We start from the raw sequence: 20,246 nt of genomic DNA, 5'->3' as shown, positions 1-20,246 counted from the left end.
AATAATATATTAATTATCAAGTTATGAGCTACGAAAAAGTCAGAGAAGAATTTATTAAAGATGCGGAAGAATACATAAACGCAAAGCGACAACCATTCGAAAAATTATCAGGTATCGAATTGGACGGTGCAAAGTATCAATATCTGGAAGAATTTCAAGGCTATATTAGCCATCTTAATTTTCGAATAATTGCCAGACTTGATGAATATTTAATATCTTTTAATAGCCTCGAAGAAGCAAATGCTTTTCAGGATTTTATGAAACCGACATTTGAGATGCTTGCAAGAAAGTATACTGAAGGACTTATGGATTAATAACTCTAACTACTTCATTCATTCCTAGTGGTGTAATAAAAGTCTCTTTCTTATATAATAAAAAAGTCCATTCGCCGCAGCGAATGGACTTTTTTGTATAATTAAACTATGTAAAAACAAAATTATTTCGTTTTTACACCTATTTCAGCAACAGAAATATATCTTCCATCTACACTAGTTTTTCCAACAAACTTGATATATCTGGCTTTCGCCGATGCTTTTAAAATAATGTTTTGCTCAACCGGATTACTCTTGATATTGGCAAATTCGCCTTCAGCAACCGTTGTCCAGTTTGTACCGTCTGTACTTATTTCCCATTGGTAATTTTTTACAATTCCACCTGTTCCATTATGACGTGGCAAATAAGATAAAGTTGTGATTTCCATTTCTTGCCCCATATCAATAACCACAAATTGTGGTAAAGGTGTTAATGATGTATTTTCAGCTGTACTCCAAACGGTTTCGCTATTTTCATCAATAGCGTTTGATGCTTTTTCTTTTTCTTCATGTTCAAAACTAGAGGTAACTATTTTCCAGTCTTTTTTGTAAACATTGAAAGATTGAATTGCAGTTTCGCCAGATTTCATATCTGTTCCAAAGGATTTGGCTTTGATTTCACCTGAGATCAAAAATGGAAATGGATTTACATAAATTGGAGATTGTAGAGTAGGTTCTGTTCCGTCAATTGTGTAACGAATTTGATTTACTGTTGTTTCAGTAGTTATAAAAACCTTTCCGTCTTTGTCTCTTTTAATTTTTGGAAGAGGTAATAGTTCTGGTTCATTAAAAACACCAATATCGCTTAAAGCAATACAAACGGGAGATTCTTTAATAAGAATTCTCAATTTTGAAGTTGTGATATAATTGGATAAACGTATCAATCGGTTGCCGCCAATACTGGTAGCTTCGCCAACTTTTTTCCAAAGTCCATTGATAAAAGCATCAATTTCAATTTTTTCAATGCGTTGCCCCAATTTGATATTTTCTCTTAAACGGATAATATTAAAAGTTTGCTCTTTTTTCCATTCTAAAAGTATCCAGGCTTTTTTTACATCATCGTTGGTAGCCCAGTAGGAATAACGATCGTTATCAGTCAGGTTTTTGGTTCCGAAAAATATTTGATTTTCACCTCGAACTTCTGAAGCCGTAATTATAGCAGATTGTGCAAGATTATCAGCAAATAATTTCTTCAAAAAATCACCAAAATATTTCAAAGCTTTTACATCATTTTTATGTAATATACCGTCTGTATTGGGTGCAATTCCAATATCCATTGCAGCACCTCTTCCCACAGATTTTAAGTAAATTTCGAATAACTCCGAAACGGATTTTACACTATTGTCTTCATTTGCATGATAGAACCAGCCATTTCTAAGTGGAACATCACATTCTGCTGGTTTCCAGAACTTACCGTTTCGTGTTCCGCCCTGCGCTTTATCCGAATCGGTTTCTCCGGGAACGGCTATGGTTTTACCTGCTATTGGTTCTGGTGTAAAAGTGGCCCAGGAAGTTTCATTCGCAAAACCTCTTTCATTTCCAACCCAGCGTACATCACCATTATCAGCAAAAATAGCGGCTCCGGGCTGCAATTCTCGAGATATTCCCCAGGTTTTATCCCAGCCGTAATACGTAGATCGATCGATGTTTCTTTTTTCATTTTTACCGCCATAATAACCATCACCACCATTTGCACCATCAAACCAGGTAATGAATAAGTCACCATAATTGGTGTACAATTCTCTCAATTGATTACGGTATTTTTCTACATATTCAGGTTTTCCATAATCTTCATTATTTCGATCCCAAGGCGAGCAATAGAGTCCGAATTTCATTCCGGCTTTACGTGCTGCCACTTCAAATTCTTTTACCATATCACCTTTTCCATCACGAAAAGGGCTCGCACTAATGTTGTAAGTTGTTGTTTTTGTAGGCCATAAACAAAATCCATCGTGATGTTTGGCAACAAAAATAACGCCTTTAAAACCGCCATCTTTCGCAGCGTTCACAATTTGACTCGCATCAAATTTTGCAGGATTAAAAATTTTAGGATCTGCATCACCATATCCCCATTCTTTATTTTGAAAAGTCGTTGGAGTAAAATGCACTAAAACATATTGTTCCAATTCCTGCCAGCGTAATTGCGGTTCAGTTGGCAAAGCTCCATAAGGAGCGGGTGGGCCAATTTTCTGTGCCGTCATCGACAAAAAGACAAAACATCCTAAGAAAGTTAATAGTAGTTTTTTCATTTGATCTTATATCAATTATTGCGTTACTTTAATTACCACCGCTTCCTGATTGGCTAACGAAGTTCTCAATTCTTTTGGAATTGTAACCACGATTCCGCCATCCACTTTTTTAGTGGTCAATTTTTGTTTGTTGTTCAGTAAAGAAGCTTTTAAATTTCCTTTAATGTCAGATTTAATGCTAATTTCAGCTGGTAGTTCTTTTTCGTCTTTTGCAGGCATGTAAATGCCATAAATTGCATTTCCTTTTTGAGTATAACCCACTTTTCCATCTAAGTACGGTGCAACAGGTTTGGTATCGTAAATAGCTTCACCGTTTACAGATAACCATTTACCAACATTAGCTAAAGTTGTTTCAATTTTAGGGTCAAATTCTCCTTTGGCATCCGGACCGACGCCTAATAATAGATTTCCGCCTTTTACCACAATGCTAGTCATCAACTGAATTACTTCTTTAGAAGATTTGTAATGATCATTTGGCACCCATCCCCAGGCTCCTCCAAGGGTAATACAACTTTCCCAAGGCACAGTTAATGGTTTTTCAGGTGTTTTTTGTTCAGGCGTTAAATAATTCTCATATTCGCTCGGAACCCAACGATCTACAACCAACATTCCGGGTTGTTTTTGACGGGCTTTTTCTGAGATTAATTTCATATTGATATCCATATCATACGGATATTTACAAAACTCTTCTACTTTTTTGTTGATGGTTGATAATGGACGAACCCAACATCCATCCAGCCAAAGAATATCCACTTTTCCGTAGTTTGTAGTTAATTCGTTCAGTTGATTTTGAGTGTATTGTACATAACTTTGCCATCTTTCCGGAAATTTTTTGATGTCATAAGTAGGATTTCTGTCTTTTGGAGGATAATACGACCACCAAAAATTTTCTGTAGTCCAGTCTGGTTTTGAGAAATAAACTCCCACAGCCAATCCTTCTTTTCTTGAAGCGTCCAATACATCTTTTAAAACATCGGCTTTTGGATTTTTAGCATAAGGCAACTCCGGATTGGTGATTTTAAAATCGGTGTATTTTGAATCATACATACAAAATCCGTCGTGATGTTTAGACGTGAAAATCATATATTTTGCTCCGGCATTTTTGAACATTTTAGCCCATTTTTCAGAGTTTAAATTCGATGGATTTAATTTGAATTTTGTATTTCTGTAATCCGTAGCATATTTGTAATAATCGTCGTAGCCATCTCTAGTTACCCAATCTTCAGGAGCCAATCCCCAGGATTCTACAGTTCCTAACTGTGTATAAAGTCCCATATGGATTAAAACTCCAAATTTGTAACCTTGCCATTTATCCAGATTCGCTTTCACTAAAGGATCTTTTGTCCAAACATAACCCGCTTCTTCTGATTTATCCGCTTTCATACTGAAATCTCCCTGTGCATGAAGCGAAAGAGCACTGGCACAGACAAAAGTCGTATATAATAATTTGAATTTATTTTTCATTTTATGGTTTTTGGTAAGTAGTTATTGTGGATTACTTTATGTAAAACTCAGGATTAATCAATTTGTTCCCGGTTTCATCATAAACAGCATAGTTAAAACCACTTTGAACGCAATAAGAACCATAATCGCCTTTTTTGTTCAGGGCAATAAATCCAACCTGAATATCTTTTAAATCTTTCTTTCTGTTTTTCATCAGTTTAACGACTCTTAAAACCGCTTCTTCACAAGCTTTTTGCGGAGATTTTCCCTGACGCATTAATTCAACAACTAGATGACTACCTGAAATTCTTATTACTTCTTCGCCATGACCTGTTGCAGTTGCAGCGCCAATTTCGTTATCAACATACAAACCTGCACCAATAATGGGAGAATCCCCTAAACGGCCGTGCATTTTGAACGCCATTCCGCTTGTGGTGCAGGCTCCCGAAAGATTTCCGTCAGCATCTAAAGCAATCATTCCGATAGTATCGTGATTTTCAATATTAGCAATTGGTTTGTATTCTGAAGTTTTCAACCATTCTTTCCATTCTCTTTCAGAATCAGGAACCAATAGATTTTCTTTTGGAAAACCTTGTGCTAAAGCAAATTGAAGCGCTCCGTCACCAACCAACATAACGTGTGGTGTTTTTTCCATTACGGCACGCGCAACAGAAATAGGATGTTTGATAAATTCCAGACAACCTACAGAACCAATATTTGACATTTCATCCATGATGCAGGCATCTAAGGTTACGCGTCCGTCTCTGTCCGGTCTTCCGCCATAACCAACACTTCTTTCTGTTGGATCACCTTCAGGAATTTTTACTCCAGCTTCTACAGCATCTAAGGCGCGTCCGCCTTTTTTTAATACTTCCCAGGCAGCTTCATTGGCTTTCAAACCAAAATTCCAGGTAGAAAGTACAATAGGTTTTCTTATTTTTCCATCCGAAAGGTTATCATGATCTTCGCTCTCTTCTGGTTTTCCAGTAAAAGAACTCAATGCTACAGCAGCCGAAGCCATTGCTGCTGTTTTTAGAAAATTTCTACGATTGTTCATATGTTAGTGTCTTTTTATTTGCTTTTGTTGTTAAAATTAAGTGTTTTTATTTAATTACTAAATCGTATTAGTAAATAAATTTCACACCCTGTTCTTTAACTCTAAAATCGTGAATTTTAGCTTTGTTTTCTTTTAATTGAAAAACTCTAATGTTTTGGTAGACCAGTTATTATCAAAGAAACCGCTTACTTCCATATCTGGTAATCCATTCAAAAGTAAATCGGCTTTAAAAATCATAACATCAGGAAAACCGGTAATTCCTGAAATATAATTGTTTGCCCAGGTTGCCTTCATTCCTTTTTCAGAAGTACCTGCAACAACTCCTACCATGGCAATTTTGCTGTCTTTTCTTGGCAGAACAAAATAGGCAGCAAGATCACCACCTTTTATTACTTTGTCACCCACTTTTATTTGTTGATTGTCTACTTGAATCGGGGCACTTTTCAATAGTAATTTCCACGCACTATTGTTGGATGCATTTCCATAAAGAATCACATTTCTGTCTTTGTATTTTTCTAATGAAAATTCTTTGTCCGAAATCACATCGATGCTTCCATTTCCTCTGTAATAAAAAGTCTCAGCATCAAAACGGGCTCTGTTTAAATACCATTCACGATCCGAATCAGAACCACCTGTTGCATAAACAAAAACTACATTATTATCGAACGCAAATTTGAATCCGCCCTGACGTTCTGCATATTTTTCTGCTGTGTTAATTTCGTTTATCAATTCCCATTTACCTTCTTTCAAATTCAGAATAGCTTTTTTATCCGGAGTTGTTTTTACTAGTTGATCATCAATATTTAGTGTGATTTCTCCTTTTAAATCTAATGAAGCCAAATCAAGTTCCATTATCGCAACATTTTTTGTTTTGATGTTAATTTGCTGTTTATCAATTTTCGCATTGATATTGGAGAAATCAAACGGAAGAATTTGTTGCTGTAATTTTATCCAGTAATCAGTTGAAGAAACTGCCGGAGTAGCGGTATAAAAATCAATTTCTTTAACCTCTTTATTGGTTGGAATTGTTTGACGCTTGAAGAATTCAAAAATCGGAAACCAATCTACAGAATGATCGCCATACCAATGCTCGCCGCCAGGATATTCATAATAACAAAAGTTAGGATGAAAAGTGCCTAAAATCTGACGCATTTCTCTCACTTGCGAAATTGGAACAGTCGAATCGGCATCACCATGCAGCATATAAACTCCTGCTTGTTTCAGGTTTTGTACCATACTTTTAACACGACCGGAATTAGCGGAGCGTTTGATAGGCTCAAATGCTTTAAACATATCATGCATTTCATCGCCTTTGTCAAATCCATACATCGAAATGTCAGGGTAGGAAGCACAAGGAGCAATGGCAGCAAATTTACCCGGATAGGTTGTTCCAAGAAACCAGGTTCCGTGGCCTCCCATGGAGTGACCGGTTAAATAAGTCTGAGCCGGAATAGTATTGAATACTTTTTTAGCTTCAGCCAAAACTTCCAACGCGTCGATTCTTCCCCAATCTTCCCAGTTAAAACCAAACGGACGACGATTCGTAGCAGCAACAATATGTACCCAATCTTTTTGTTTGTAAGCTCTTGCCTGATTTCGGGCCTCAACAGAAGCACCGTGAACAGAAAGGACTAATGCTTTTTGACCACTTCCCAAAGCAGGAGCTATACTGTAATATTGAACGCTATTATCAACTTTGCTTACAAATGTACGTTCATGATGCACAGTTGCAGAGCGTTGCTGAATGGTAATTTCTGTTTTGTCGATTACTTTTCCGCTTTTGTCAGCAAGCGTTAGTTCCATTTTTAATTCGCCTGTAAAACTGGCTTTTGCAGCCGGAACTTTGAATTTTACTTTTCTGACAAACATAGGCATAATTGCATCTGTTGCATAAGTCGCTTTTTCTCCGCTTGATAAAGTGGCTGTGATAACAAGATTTTTCAATTCTTTTTCAGTAGCATTAATTACTCGGATTGAAGCCCATTTTTCGTCAATTTCGCCATTAATAACATCTGGCAATGTCAAATCGCGTTTAGTAAACTGAATGCTTTTTGAAGGCACAATAATTTTTGATTTTACACGCCCAAAACGACCTTTAGTATATATAAATTCGTTAACACCTTTGCGAAGTTTAAATGGAATCAAAGTGTAACCAAAATCATAATGATCGCCTTCGTGTGGCAAACCATTAATATAAGTGCGGGTTCCGCCTGTAGTTTCAAGAAGTACAATTTGCTCTTTTGAAGCATTATATTGTGTGTAAAGAAACGCAGATTTCATAGGTTTTCCGCTGAAAACCTTGGCAGAATCTACATTGATTTCCTGCCAATCTCCTTTTTCTTTATTCGGATTTACAAATTTCCCAACCGCATATTGCCAGGCTATAAGGTCTTGCCCGTTAAAAAGTGTACCTGTTCTATTTTCGGTTTGCAGGGTATAGCCATTTATAAAATGATACAAGACATTTCCTTCAGCAGTTGTAACAATTTTTTCTTTACCAAAGTATTCAACAACATTTCCGGTGGTTTTTGTCTGCGCAATCGAATTTATGCACAACAGAATAGAGAGAATTAAAAGGCCTTTTTTCATTTTTAGAAGTTTATTTTTTTTATTTTATTCCAACTTTTCAGACTTTTACTAAACCGTTTTACCTATAAAAAGGGCAAAATTGCTGATTTAACAATTTATTTCCGATAATTTTACGTTTTTTTAAATTTATTAAATCGATTTAGTAAAGTCGTAATGATTTTTTGTTATTTTTGTTTTTTATGAAATATAAAATTATATCTAAAATAATTTAGTAAATACTCCGATTTTATCCTTATTTAGTTATTAATTATCATTGTTATTCTGAAAAAATGAAAATTGTAAAAACAAATATCGCTTCTTATACTAATACGTCGCTATCTGTGTTTTCTCGCGAAGAATCTTTTTTTCAATCGCCTTTTCATTCACACCCGGAATTTGAGTTGGTTTATATTTTAGAAAGTCACGGAAAACGCATTATTGGAAATTCTGTAGAATCATTTGAAGCTGGTGATATGGTTTTTCTTGGAGATGATATTCCGCATGTTTGGCTTAATGATGAAATTTTTTATAAAGGAATAAATAGTTTAAAAGCCAAAGCCATTGTGATTTATTTTAGCCGGGATCTTTTTGGAGATTCTTTCTATGAATTACCGGAAGCACTTGAAGTTAAAAAGTTTTTCTCTCAGGCTATAAAAGGAGTTTCTATAACCGGACAAACGAATGCAATTATTTCTAAAAAGATGGAAAAATTGCTAAAAAAGAAAGGTTTTGAAGTTGTCATGGGACTGATTGAAATTTTGTTTCTTCTGTCAAAAAGCAAAGATCTAAGATATATTAATGATGACTCATATGTTTCTGTTAACGATGAAAATAAAAATGACAGGCTTGCAGCAGTTTTTAAATATGTAAAATCTAATTATAAGGAAGAAATATCATTGGATGAAATTTCTAAAATCGCCAACCTGACACCTACGTCTTTTTGTAGAATGTTTAAAGCTAAAACGAAAAAGCCATTTGTAGAATACCTGAACGAAATAAGAGTTTCAAATGCTTGTAAGTATTTAATTGAAACCGATTTAGGAGTTTCTGAAATTGCCTATGAATGCGGTTATAAAACAGCTTCAAACTTCAATAAGCTGTTCAAGAAATTAATTGGAACAACTCCTAAGGAATATAGAAGAAATGCTTTAGTTTAAGATTTTAAACTCCTTCACATTTAATTTAGTGGTACTTTTTTCTGTTGTTTTTCAACTACGATAACAAAGAATAATAAGGACAACTTTACTTTTGTTAAATCTGTTTCGTTTTTACTAAAATTAGAGAGATGTCTTTTGCATTTTTATTTTATAAATCGAATATTTTTTTTCAATCCATAAATTATTTTTAAAACAGGTGATTATTTCTGTCTTTTTTATGGAATTAGTTATTAAGATAATAATTGCTTAATTAATGATAATTTTGAGCTAAAATAAAACTTAATAATGCAATAATTTTATTTTTTAAGATTGGATTAAAATGTTATGTCAAAATATATAAAACGTTTTAGTAAAATAATGTATTTCATTATTAATGAGAAAGTAGAAGCCATCTCATCTTAAAAATGTTTGTTAATTGTTAATCTCTGATTTTAGGTTTGTAACCTTCAATTTTAAAATAAAAAAATATGGTAACTCAAAAATATTGTCTCGCATTAGATTTGAATGATGATGCGGTTCTAATAGCGGAATACAAAAAATATCATGAAAAAATCTGGCCTGAAATTACAGAAAGTATTGTTAATTCAGGAATTGAAAATCTTGATATTTATTGTGTTGGGAACAGATTGTTTATGATTATTGAAGCCAACGAGAGTTTTACTTTTGAAAAAAAGGGAGAGATGGACGCAAGTAATCCAGTGGTTCAAAAATGGGAAGAACTAATGTGGAAATATCAAAAAGCGTTGCCCTGGGCAAAAGAAGGTGAAAAATGGATGTTGATGGAGAAAATATTTGACCTGAATAAGAGTCGATAGACTCATTACTTTTTAGGAACATCATTAGTCCTGACCTTATAAAAACTAACTATTCAACCAAAATAATAAAACAAATGAATCTTAATCTTACTAATAAAATAATTATCGTAACCGGTGGCGCAAAAGGAATAGGTCTTGGAATATGCAAAGTTTTAGCTGAAGAAGGTGCAATCCCGGTAATAGTTGGAAGAGCTGATGCCGATAATCAAAATGCAGTTAAAGAAATTGAAGCTGATGGCGGAAAAGCTTTATCTGTTATAGCCGAATTGACAAATCCTGAAGCTTGTAAAAGTGCCGTTGATCAGGTAGTAAAGTTGTGTGGTCGTATTGATGGTTTAATCAATAATGCAGGTGTAAATGATGGTGTAGGTTTAGAAAGTGGCGATTACGAAAAATTTGTTGCATCGATTCATAAAAATTTGGTTCACTACTATTTAATGGCGCAACACGCTTTACCAGAATTAAAAAAGACAAAAGGAGCCATTGTAAATATTGGTTCAAAAACTGCTGATACCGGTCAGGGAAATACTTCGGCTTATGCGGCTTCAAACGGCGGGCGTAATGCTTTAACCCGCGAATGGGCTGTCGAATTATTGAAATATGGAATTCGTGTTAATTCCGTTATTGTGGCAGAATGTTATACGCCATTATACGAAACATGGATTAAAACACTCGAAAATCCGGAGCAAAAATTAAAAGAAATTACAGCTAAAATTCCATTTGAAAACAGAATGACGACCGCTGAGGAAATTGCGAATATGGCAGTATTCTTATTATCTGACAAATCAAGTCACACAACCGGTCAATTAATTTATGTCGATGGAGGTTATACACATTTAGATCGTTCGTTATAATTATAATTGTTTTGATTTTATTTTTTCATAAAATCAAAATATTCAAATAACATAATAAGGTCATGTGAATTGGAAGACTCATTAAGTTTCTTTTTAATGAATGCCAATCATCGAAATAGCCTCCCTATTAAAAAGTGTTAAATAAAAAGTAAGTAAGCCAAAAAGTAAATGATAATGTAATCGTATACTATAAAGTTTATCAGAACTGAAATTCATAATAAGAATGTTTTTTATGATTTTTTTGGCGTTTATCTTCGTTTATGTGTCGTCCGTCTAAAATAGTTTTACCAAAAATCAAATTTGTTTAGATTTAGCGTTAAATAAAGATTGTTTTTGTTTTAAGAAATCTGTCTTTTGTTTTACTGTCAATACTGATTGCAAAAAAGCGATAAGATTTAAAGGAACAATAATCAATGTCGAATCTGAGGATCTTGAATTGGCTGAAGATTTACGCTTACGCCGTGTAAAAATATTGTTCTTAAAACAACGCATTTAACACTGTTTGGAAATCAAAAAAAACAATTTTCTAAAACAACAATCAGAATTTAAAAAATATAATAATAAAATGATTAAAAAAATAATCTTAACTGCTTTACTTGTCGGAACAGCTATTACCGGAGCAGCGCAGAATAAAATTGCTCCACAGGATATTGCTCAAAAAATGAAATGGTTTGAAGATGCGAAACTTGGAATCTTCATTCACGCCGGAATTTATTCCGTTGCCGATGTTTCTGAATCCTGGAGTTTCCACAACGGAAATATTTCTGTAGAAGATTATATGAAACAACAAAAAAGCTATACTTTGAGTAATTACGATCCTGCTGCATGGGCAGAAATGATTAAAGACTCTGGTGCAAAATATGCTGTAATTACAACAAAACATCATGATGGTGTAGCGATGTACGATACTAAATTAGGTAAGTTGAGTTCGGTAAAAACTTGTCCTGCTAAAAAAGACATGGTGAAACCTTTTTTTGAAGAGTTACGCAAGAGAGATATTAAATGTGGTGCTTATTTTTCTTTAATTGATTGGACACACAACGATTATCCTGGATTTTTGAAAGAGAAAGCACGTTACGCTATCAAAAAAGAGCCGGCTCGTTGGGAACGTTTTCAAAAGTTTTTTCAAGGGCAAATCAAAGAAATTTCAGATTGGTACAATCCAGATTTATGGTGGTTTGACGGTGACTGGGAACATAGCGCTGAAGAATGGCAAGCGGAGAAAACACGTAAAATGATGTTAGACAGAAATCCAAATACCATTATCAACGGACGTTTGCAGGGATATGGTGATTACGACACTCCGGAACAAAATTTCCCTGTGGTTCGACCAGCTTATAAATGGTGGGAATTGTGTATGACGATGAATGAAAACTGGGGTTACCGTGTGAGCGATACGAACTGGAAAACACCTTATGAAATTATTACCATTTTTGTCGATGCCGTTTCAAACGGAGGAAATTTATTATTAGACATCGGGCCAAAACCTGACGGAACATATCCTGAAACAGTTGTTTCTACATTGAAAGAATTGGGTGACTGGAACAGAAGAAACGGTGAAGGTATTTTTGGAACAATTCCGGGAATTCCATTAGGACATTTTTATGGACCGACTACACTTTCTAAAGATTCAAAAACACTTTACTTATTTGTTCACGGAAAAACTTCGGGACAATTGATGTTGAAAGGGCTTGATAATAAAATTGAGGATATTACGGTTTTAGGTTCAAATGTAAAATTGACGCATAAAGTGGTGGGTAAAATTTCATGGAGCGCTGTTCCGGGATTGGTTTACATCGATTTGCCAGAGAGTGCTATCGATAAATATGTGACTTGCATTAAAGTTACGTTAGATGCACCAATTAAATTATACAGAGGTCACGGAGGTTTCCTGACGAACTAATATTAATCAAAATAACAGATTATAATTCATGCCTTAATGGTATTTCAAAAGTATGATCATGAACAAAAAAGCATTTTTAATAACTTTATTTTTTGGAGTTCAAACATTGTTTTCTCAAAACACTCCAAAATATAAAAATCCAAAATTACCCGTTGAAGAGCGCGTTCAGGACTTATTGTCCCGAATGACGGTTGAGGAAAAATTTTGGCAAATGTTCATGATTCCCGGTGATTTGTCTGATGGAGCAGATAATTATAAAAATGGAATTTTTGGTTTTCAGGTAAGCGCTAAAGGAAGTACCGATGCAAGCAACCAGATTTTAGATTACAGTGCAGCAAGTAATGCACAGGAAACCGTAAAACTCATCAATAAAATTCAAAAGTATTTTGTTGAAAAAACACGTCTCGGAATTCCGATTATTGCTTTTGATGAAGCTTTGCACGGATTAGTAAGAGATGGAGCAACTGCTTTTCCTCAGTCCATTTCATTGGCGGCAACATTTGATCCGGCTTTGGTAAAAAGAGTTTCAACAGCTATTGCAATGGAATCAAAAAGCCGTGGAATTCGTCAAATTTTATCGCCGGTTGTCAATCTTGCCTCAGATGTTCGTTGGGGAAGAGTAGAGGAAACCTATGGTGAAGATCCATTTCTCTCTTCAAAAATGGGAGTAGCTTATGTTTCTTCTTTTGAGGAAAGAGGTGTTATTACAACGCCTAAACATTTCCTTGCCAATAGTGGAGATGGAGGTCGTGACAGTTATCCAATTGAGTATAGTGAACGTTATTTAGAAGAATATCAGCTGCCTCCATTTCGCGCTTGTTTTACAGAAGGAGGAAGTCGAAGTGTAATGACTTCGTACAACTCTTTAAATGGAAGTCCGTGTACAGCAAATGATTGGTTGTTGAATAAAAAACTGAAAGGTGAAATGAATTTCAAAGGATTCATTATTTCAGATGCGAATGCCGTAGGTGGTGGAAATGTACTGCATTATACGGCCAAAGATTATCCTGAATCGAGCGCCAATGCCATTAATAATGGTTTAGACGTAATTTTTCAAACGGCTTTTGATCATTATAAATTATTTCAACCGCCTTTTCTGGACGGACGAATTGATATGAAAAATATCGACGAATCTGTAGCGAGGGTTTTGAGATTGAAATTTGAATTGGGATTGTTTGAAAATCCGTATGCCGACGAAAAAGAAACCAATAAATGGAACGGAAATCCGCTGCATAAGTTGTTGTCAAGAGAAGCAGCCGAAAAAGGAATGGTTTTGTTGAAAAATGAAAACAATGTTTTGCCTCTTAAAAAATCAATTAAATCAATTGCCTTAATTGGAAATGATATTACCGAAGCCCGATTGGGAGGTTACAGCGGGCCAGGAAACGGAAAAGTAAATATACTTGACGGAATAAAAGCAAAGTTAGGAAAATCAACTCAGATTAATCTTGCTGAAGGTTGCGCGAGAAAAAATAAGGAATATACTGCTGTACCATCGGCTAATTTAGTCAGTGTTGAAAATGGGAAAACGGTGAACGGATTGACAGGAGAATATTTCAATAATGTACAATTAAGCGGAAGTCCGGTTGTAACAAGATTAGATAATGCTATTAATTTTGACTGGACTTTATATTCTCCTGATCAGGCAAAAATTAACTACGATTTTTATTCGGCTAAATGGACTGGGAAAATCAAATCTCCTGTGTCAGGAATTTATAAAATAGGTTTTGAAGGCAATGACGGTTATCGTTTGTATTTGAATGGAAAGCTAATTATTGACCACTGGAAAAGCCAGACGTATTCAACAAAATTGGTCGATTTCAATTTTGAAAAAGACAAAGAATATGATATCAAAGTTGAATTTTTTGAATCGCAAGGTTATGCTAAGTTCAAATTAGTTTGGAATATTGGCGTAAACAATGATTGGCAAAATAAAATTGAAGAAGCCGTAGCTGCCGCTAAAAAGTCTGAGATAGCTGTAATTGCTGCCGGAATCGAAGAAGGAGAATTTAATGACCGTGCTTATTTAGGTTTGTTAGGACATCAGGAAGAATTAATAAACGCAGTAGCTGCAACAGGAAAACCGGTTGTAGTGATTTTAGTTGGAGGAAGCGCCATCACGATGGATAAATGGATTAATAACGTACCATCGATTTTAGATGTTTGGTATTCTGGCGAAGATGGTGGTCATGCAGTGGCTAATATTTTGTTTGGAGATAAAAATCCAGCTGGACGTTTGCCCATTACTTTTCCGGTTTTTGAAGGACAATTACCATTGGTGTATAATCACAAACCAACTGGCCGTTCAGATGATTATACCAATTTAAACGGAGCACCATTATTTCCTTTTGGTTACGGGTTAAGTTATTCGACTTTTGAATATAGCAATTTAAGATTTGATAAAAAACTAATAGGAAAATCTGAAGCAACAAAAGTATATTGTACCATAAAAAACACCAGCAATATTGATGGAGATGAAGTAGTTCAGCTTTATGTAAGAGATGTTTTGTCATCAATTGCGCAGCCTATCAAACAATTGAAAGGGTTTCAGCGAATTTCGCTTAAAGCGGGAGAATCAAAAGAAATAGCATTTGATATTAATAATGAAACATTACAAATGTTAAATCAGGAAATGAAATGGGTGGTTGAACCAGGTGATTTCAGAATTATGATCGGTGCTTCTTCAAGAGATATTCGATTGAGAGAAATTTTTAATGTTACTGAATAAGTGTCAGGTTTTGTGTTGATAGAAAAAAAATGTAAGAAAAAATTAACACTTTTAAAATATTGAAATTGAAGCAGAAGTATTGGAATTAGAAAAGAAAATAATGCATCAAATCAATTTAAAAAAAAGCAAAAAAATAGAAAATGATTTTTTACTAAAACGATTTAAGAACTCGCATATTTAAAAAGTTAAATGAATTTTAAGTATTGAAAGTTTATGTTAACAATATCATAATTTTTTGCATTTTGAAAGGTTGTTTTTAAAGCATTAATTTTTATTGATTTTTTGGGAATTTTAGATTATTTAGTAAAAAAACACGTTCATTGAATAAACCGTATTTGTTTTATTTGTAGCCTATTGGGAGTATTAATTAAGAATATTCTTTAATAATGTTAAAAAAAATAAATAGAAATAAAAAAAATACTAAAACGTTTTTGTAAATCGTTTTATTAAATATATATTTGCTTCTAATAATTAACTAAGGTTTAAGATAAAGTTAACGTTTTATGAAAAAAAAGATCACTATCAAAGATATCGCGAAAGCGGCAAATGTATCGGTTACTACGGTTTCATTTGTGCTGAACGATAAAGGGGAAAAGATGGGGATCAGTAAAGAAGTAATTGAAAAAGTTCTTAAAGTTAGCGGAGAAATGAAATTTAAACTCAATATGATCGCCAGTAGTCTGAGAACTGGTAAAACAAGATCTATTGGGCTTATTGTAGAAGATATTTCCAATCAGTTTTTTGCTGATTTGGCAAGGGTGATTGAAAGAGAAGCAATAAATTTGAATTATAGAGTTTTTTATTGCAGTACAGGTGCAGACGATGCTCGTGCAGTTGAATTGGTTAACAGTCTGTTACAGGCCAATGTTGATGGTTTTATTATCACACCAACGGAGAATATGAAAACGACTATCGACCGATTATCGGACCTTCAATGCCCGGTTGTTTTGCTGGATCGTTATTTTGAAGGACAAGAAGTAAGTCATGTTGTGCTGGATAATTTCGAAGGAGGAAAAACAGCAACTAATTATTTTTTGGATAAAGGATTTAAAAAAATTGCATTTGTTACGAATTACTCACAACTAATTCAGATGCAGCTAAGAAAAGACGGATACATTCATGCGATGAAAGAAATAGGATTGTATGATGAATCTAAAATACTTGATATGGAATACCATATTGCTGAAGAGGAACGAATAGAAAAGATTACTGAATTTTTAAGCAATAACCCTGAAACTGATGCTGTTTTGTTTGGAGCAAATTATTTGTTGCTGGCAGGTTTACAGTCTTTTAGGAAATTGAAATTAAAAATTCCAACAGATAAAGCTGTAATTAGTTTTGATGATCATGACAGTTTCAGGTTGCATTCGCCCTCTATAACTGTTTTATCCCAACCAATTGAAGAAATGGGAAAAAAAGCAGTAAGGTTGTTAATGGCTCAAATGAATGACGGAAGTAATTATAAAATTGAAAAAGAAAAGAAAAAAGGCAGTCTAATTATAAGGGAATCGGTTTCATAATTAAAGAGCCTTTTTTTTAAAACAAAATACTAAAACGTTATAGTACTGGTAAAAAGATAATTCAAAAAATGACTAAGAAAACTTAAAACAAATTATTAAACAAACAAAAGCTTATGATGTAAAAAGAAACAGAGTATTAATCAAGGATCTTATTGCCAAATTCTGATAAGGAGAAAGAGGTGATTTAAAATTAAAGGTTTTAGTATTCAATATTTTTTAGAAATCGGAATCTTTCAATTTAAACAAAATTTAAAAACCAAACCAAACTAATATTAATTATGAGAAAACTGTTATACGAATCGCTGTTAGTTTTTCTAATGGTATTGTGCTTTCAAAATGCGAAAGCACAAAACACAACAATCTCTGGGGTAATTACAGACAATACTAATGCACCCGTTCCATCAGCGATTGTTAGAGAAAAAGGAACAAAAGTAGAAACGATTACTGACGAGAACGGAGCATTTACAATCTCTGTAAAAGAAGGTGCTACTATCATAGTAAGCTCAATAGGTTACAAAACAACAGAACTAAAAGCTGTTGATGGAATAAAAATCAGATTAGCAAGTGGTACTAATGAACTTGATGGTGTTACTGTTACTGCATTGGGGCAATCTAAAAAGAACAAGTCAATTGGTTATGCTACAAGTATAATTAAAGCGGATGCTATCGTAAAAACGGCTTCGCCTACTATTGCTAATTCTTTATACGGTAAAGCACCAGGTGTACGTATTAGTTCTACTCCAGGTGGAGCTGGAGCAATCAATATTCAGATCCGTGGAATTAACTCTATTACCGGAAGAAATCAGCCACTTATCATTTTAGATGGTGTGCCAATTCGTGATGGTGAGGTTAATAACAATGATTACTGGAATGCACCACGTGTTAAAAATAATGGTTTAGCAGATATTAACCCTGAAGATATTGAGAATATCTCTATTCTTAAAGGTGCTTCTGCAGCCGCACTATACGGTTCTGAAGCTGTAAATGGGGTTGTATTAATTACTTCTAAATCAGGTAAAGGAAAAAAAGGTTTAGGTATTGATTTTAGTACTAGTTATTCTGGAAATCAAATTGCATACTTGCCAAGATTTCAATATGAAAGAGGTCCGGGATGGACAAATGCAAACTATTCTACAGGATTTTTAGCTCCGGATGGTTTTGCTCACTATGATACAAATGGAGACGGAGTTGCTGATACCAGAGGAGTTTCTGCTAGTAGTAATAACTTTGGTCCATGGTTCGACGGACAACCGGTTATGTCTTGGGATGGAGTTATCCGTCCGTATTCTGCTCAGAGAGATGGATACAAAAACATGTTTCAAAATGCATGGGATGGTACAACAAACTTTGCTATTACAAACAGTACTGAAAACAGCAATATTCGTTTTTCTTATACACATATTGAGTCAGAAGGATTAAGTATGGGTAATAATAACAAAAAGAACAATTTTAACGTAAATGCATCATTCAAAACAGGTAAGTTAAAAACAGATGTTATTGTTAGTTACTTAAATCAGGACATACATAACCGTACCTTTGCTATGGACCGTTTGGTTAATAACTTTACAGGTATGCTTAGCCCATTTGATAATGGTGATTGGTACAAAGCGAAATACAAAACTAGTTTAGGGTATAAATACGTTATAGGTCAGGGAACTCAAAGTTTAACGCCTAGCGAAAATATATTCCGTAATGGTTATAAAACAGATATTTTAGATTATTTCTGGAATACAAACGCTAAACAACAAGACGAAATTACAAACCGTTTAATTGCAAGTGTTACTGAAACGCTTTCAATTACTAAAGACTTATCTTTACGTGGTCGTATTTCGACTGATTTAACTTCAATAAATACAGAAAATAAAAACCCTGTAGAAATACCTTTACTTTACCAATTTGGAGGTGACGGAGATGTTTCAGGTTCTTTCATGATGGACTCTCAGGATTATAATATTCTTTATGGAGATTTATTATTGACTTACAATACAAAAATCAATGAAGACTTTGGTGTAAATGCTGTTGTTGGTTATTCAGGTACTCAGGAAACAGGTAGAACTTTATCACGTTCAACGAATCGTGGTTTAAGTGTTGAAGGATGGTATGATATGAATTCATCTATAGGACTTGCTACAAGTACTTCTTCAAGATATGAAACGATTAAAGATGCTGTTTTTGGAACTTTAAGCGGAAGCTACAAAAATTATTTGTTCATTGAAGGAACTATCAGAAGAGACCGTACTTCTACAATGAACCCAGATAACAATGCCTTTACATATCCTTCTGTGAATTCAAGTTTTGTATTGTCAGATGCTGTACAATTACCAGAATTTATTAGCTATGCAAAAATGCGTGGTTCTTGGGGTATTGTGGGTAACTACCCGGATCGTTACAGAGCTAACGTTGCATACCAACAAACAACTTTAGGAACTCAGGGAACTACTAACCCTGTTTTAATTACAAATTCTCAGGATGTTTATGGAAATGAAGGAATCAAACCTGAAATGAAAAATGAATATGAACTTGGTTTCGAAACTAAATTCTTTGACAGAAGATTAGGATTAGATTTCTCTTATTATAATGCAAAAGTTAAAGATCAAATTCTTGATTTGACATTAGCACCAACTACAGGAGCAAGCAAAATTTTAGCTAACGTAGGGGAGTTGAGTAATCAGGGGATTGAAATTGCTTTGACTGGTTCTCCTTTTAGATCTGAAAGTTTTTCTTGGGATGTAACTTTAAACTGGGCAAAAAACACAAACAAAATCTTAAAATTAGCTAACGGTGCAACAGAATTATTGCATGCTGATTATGATGGATCTGCTGCTCAGTTAAAATCAGTTGTAGGTGACCCAATGGGAGGTATCTATGCGCATCCTATTAAAACAGATGCAAGTGGTAATAAAATGGTTGACTCTGACGGATACTATATGCTTGACGGAGACAAATGGGAAAAATACGGAACTGCTATGGCTAAAGGTGTAGGAGGTTTGTTAAACACATTTACTTATAAAAATTTCACATTAGATGTAAGTATTGATTACTCTTATGGAGGTTATTTGATGCCTACAGGTATCAACTGGATGACATCAAGAGGTTTAACTGAAGAGTCATTGAATAATAGTACAAATGATCGTGGAGGTTTAACATATTACATGGATAATGGTAAAGGAGTTCAGGTTCCAAATAGCGCAACAGCAGGACCAGCAGGACAACAATTATTCCGTGACGGTATGTTAATGGATGGTATTGCTCCAGATGGTTCAGCAAATACAAATGTAATCTCTCAGGCTGGTTATTATAACATGACTTACAACTGGGGAGGTCCTCAATACAGTAGTTCACGTTATGAATTATACATTCAGAAAAATGACTATGTTAAATTGAGAGAGTTATCTCTTGCTTTCAATGTGCCATCATCTTATGCTGCTAAAATTGGAGCTACTAAATTAAGTGTTTCTTTCTTCGGACGTAATTTATTTTATATCTACAGAACAATTAAGGATATGGATGCAGAAGCAACTACTTCAGGATCTAGATGGGATAAAAACGTAAATAATGCAGGATTATCGCCATCAACAAGAAGTTACGGTGTAATGTTGAGAGCATCTTTCTAATTTGATAAATTATAATTAAAAAATAGA

At 34.2% G+C, this 20,246-nt stretch carries 12 protein-coding genes; 8 read left to right on the top strand and 4 right to left on the bottom strand.

Translation table 11 applies throughout. The features are described 5' to 3' along the window. The first annotated feature begins 23 nt into the window (after window positions 1-23). Window positions 24-314, top strand: coding sequence for a hypothetical protein (locus AC1RRN_RS14065; protein WP_492967893.1), 291 nt, complete (start codon window positions 24-26; stop codon window positions 312-314). A gap of 122 nt (window positions 315-436) precedes the next feature. Here AC1RRN_RS14065 and AC1RRN_RS14060 read toward each other — a convergent pair whose 3' ends face one another. The 4 genes from AC1RRN_RS14060 to AC1RRN_RS14045 form a co-directional block, all read right to left on the bottom strand. After that, the gene (locus tag AC1RRN_RS14060) at window positions 437-2,560 is read right to left on the bottom strand and encodes an alpha-L-fucosidase (protein WP_492967892.1); all 2,124 of its coding nucleotides are present in this window, start codon (window positions 2,558-2,560) and stop codon (window positions 437-439) included. Window positions 2,561-2,575: 15 nt separating this feature from the next. Next, window positions 2,576-4,024, bottom strand: coding sequence for an alpha-L-fucosidase (locus AC1RRN_RS14055; RefSeq protein WP_492967891.1), 1,449 nt, complete (start codon window positions 4,022-4,024; stop codon window positions 2,576-2,578). Between the two features lie 31 nt (window positions 4,025-4,055). Beyond that, a complete protein-coding gene (locus tag AC1RRN_RS14050) occupies window positions 4,056-5,060 on the bottom strand; it encodes an isoaspartyl peptidase/L-asparaginase family protein (RefSeq protein ID WP_492967890.1) in 1,005 nt (334 codons plus the stop codon). Between the two features lie 132 nt (window positions 5,061-5,192). Beyond that, window positions 5,193-7,649: a prolyl oligopeptidase family serine peptidase gene (locus AC1RRN_RS14045; protein ID WP_492967889.1), complete on the bottom strand. Its 2,457-nt coding sequence runs from the start codon at window positions 7,647-7,649 to the stop codon at window positions 5,193-5,195. Between the two features lie 269 nt (window positions 7,650-7,918). Here AC1RRN_RS14045 and AC1RRN_RS14040 point away from each other — a divergent pair, with 269 nt between their 5' ends. From AC1RRN_RS14040 to AC1RRN_RS14010, 7 genes are all read left to right on the top strand, one after another. Next, entirely contained in the window at window positions 7,919-8,785 is an 867-nt protein-coding gene (locus AC1RRN_RS14040) for an AraC family transcriptional regulator (RefSeq protein ID WP_492967888.1), read from the top strand. Window positions 8,786-9,252: 467 nt separating this feature from the next. After that, window positions 9,253-9,600 (top strand): L-rhamnose mutarotase, encoded by a 348-nt coding sequence (locus AC1RRN_RS14035; RefSeq protein ID WP_492967887.1) that lies wholly within the window; start codon window positions 9,253-9,255, stop codon window positions 9,598-9,600. Window positions 9,601-9,674: 74 nt separating this feature from the next. After that, on the top strand, window positions 9,675-10,454 hold the full coding sequence (locus tag AC1RRN_RS14030) for an L-fucose dehydrogenase (RefSeq protein ID WP_492967886.1): 780 nt from the start codon (window positions 9,675-9,677) through the stop codon (window positions 10,452-10,454). Between the two features lie 565 nt (window positions 10,455-11,019). Further along, complete coding sequence (locus AC1RRN_RS14025) at window positions 11,020-12,357, top strand: alpha-L-fucosidase (protein ID WP_492967885.1); 1,338 nt, start codon at window positions 11,020-11,022, stop codon at window positions 12,355-12,357. Window positions 12,358-12,415: 58 nt separating this feature from the next. Further along, window positions 12,416-15,085, top strand: coding sequence for a glycoside hydrolase family 3 C-terminal domain-containing protein (locus tag AC1RRN_RS14020; protein ID WP_492967884.1), 2,670 nt, complete (start codon window positions 12,416-12,418; stop codon window positions 15,083-15,085). 503 nt (window positions 15,086-15,588) lie between these two features. Further along, the gene (locus AC1RRN_RS14015; RefSeq protein ID WP_492967883.1) at window positions 15,589-16,605 is read left to right on the top strand and encodes a LacI family DNA-binding transcriptional regulator; all 1,017 of its coding nucleotides are present in this window, start codon (window positions 15,589-15,591) and stop codon (window positions 16,603-16,605) included. A 278-nt stretch (window positions 16,606-16,883) separates the two neighbouring features. Next, window positions 16,884-20,219 carry a SusC/RagA family TonB-linked outer membrane protein gene (locus AC1RRN_RS14010; RefSeq protein ID WP_492967882.1) on the top strand — a complete coding sequence of 1,112 codons (3,336 nt, stop codon included), beginning with the start codon at window positions 16,884-16,886 and terminating at the stop codon, window positions 20,217-20,219. Window positions 20,220-20,246: the final 27 nt, after the last annotated feature.

This window comes from Flavobacterium sp. GW821-FHT11G01, from assembly GCF_058808175.1.
The sequence above is the reverse complement of the archived record's forward strand: the minus strand, read 5'-3'. Positions and strand labels throughout refer to the sequence as shown.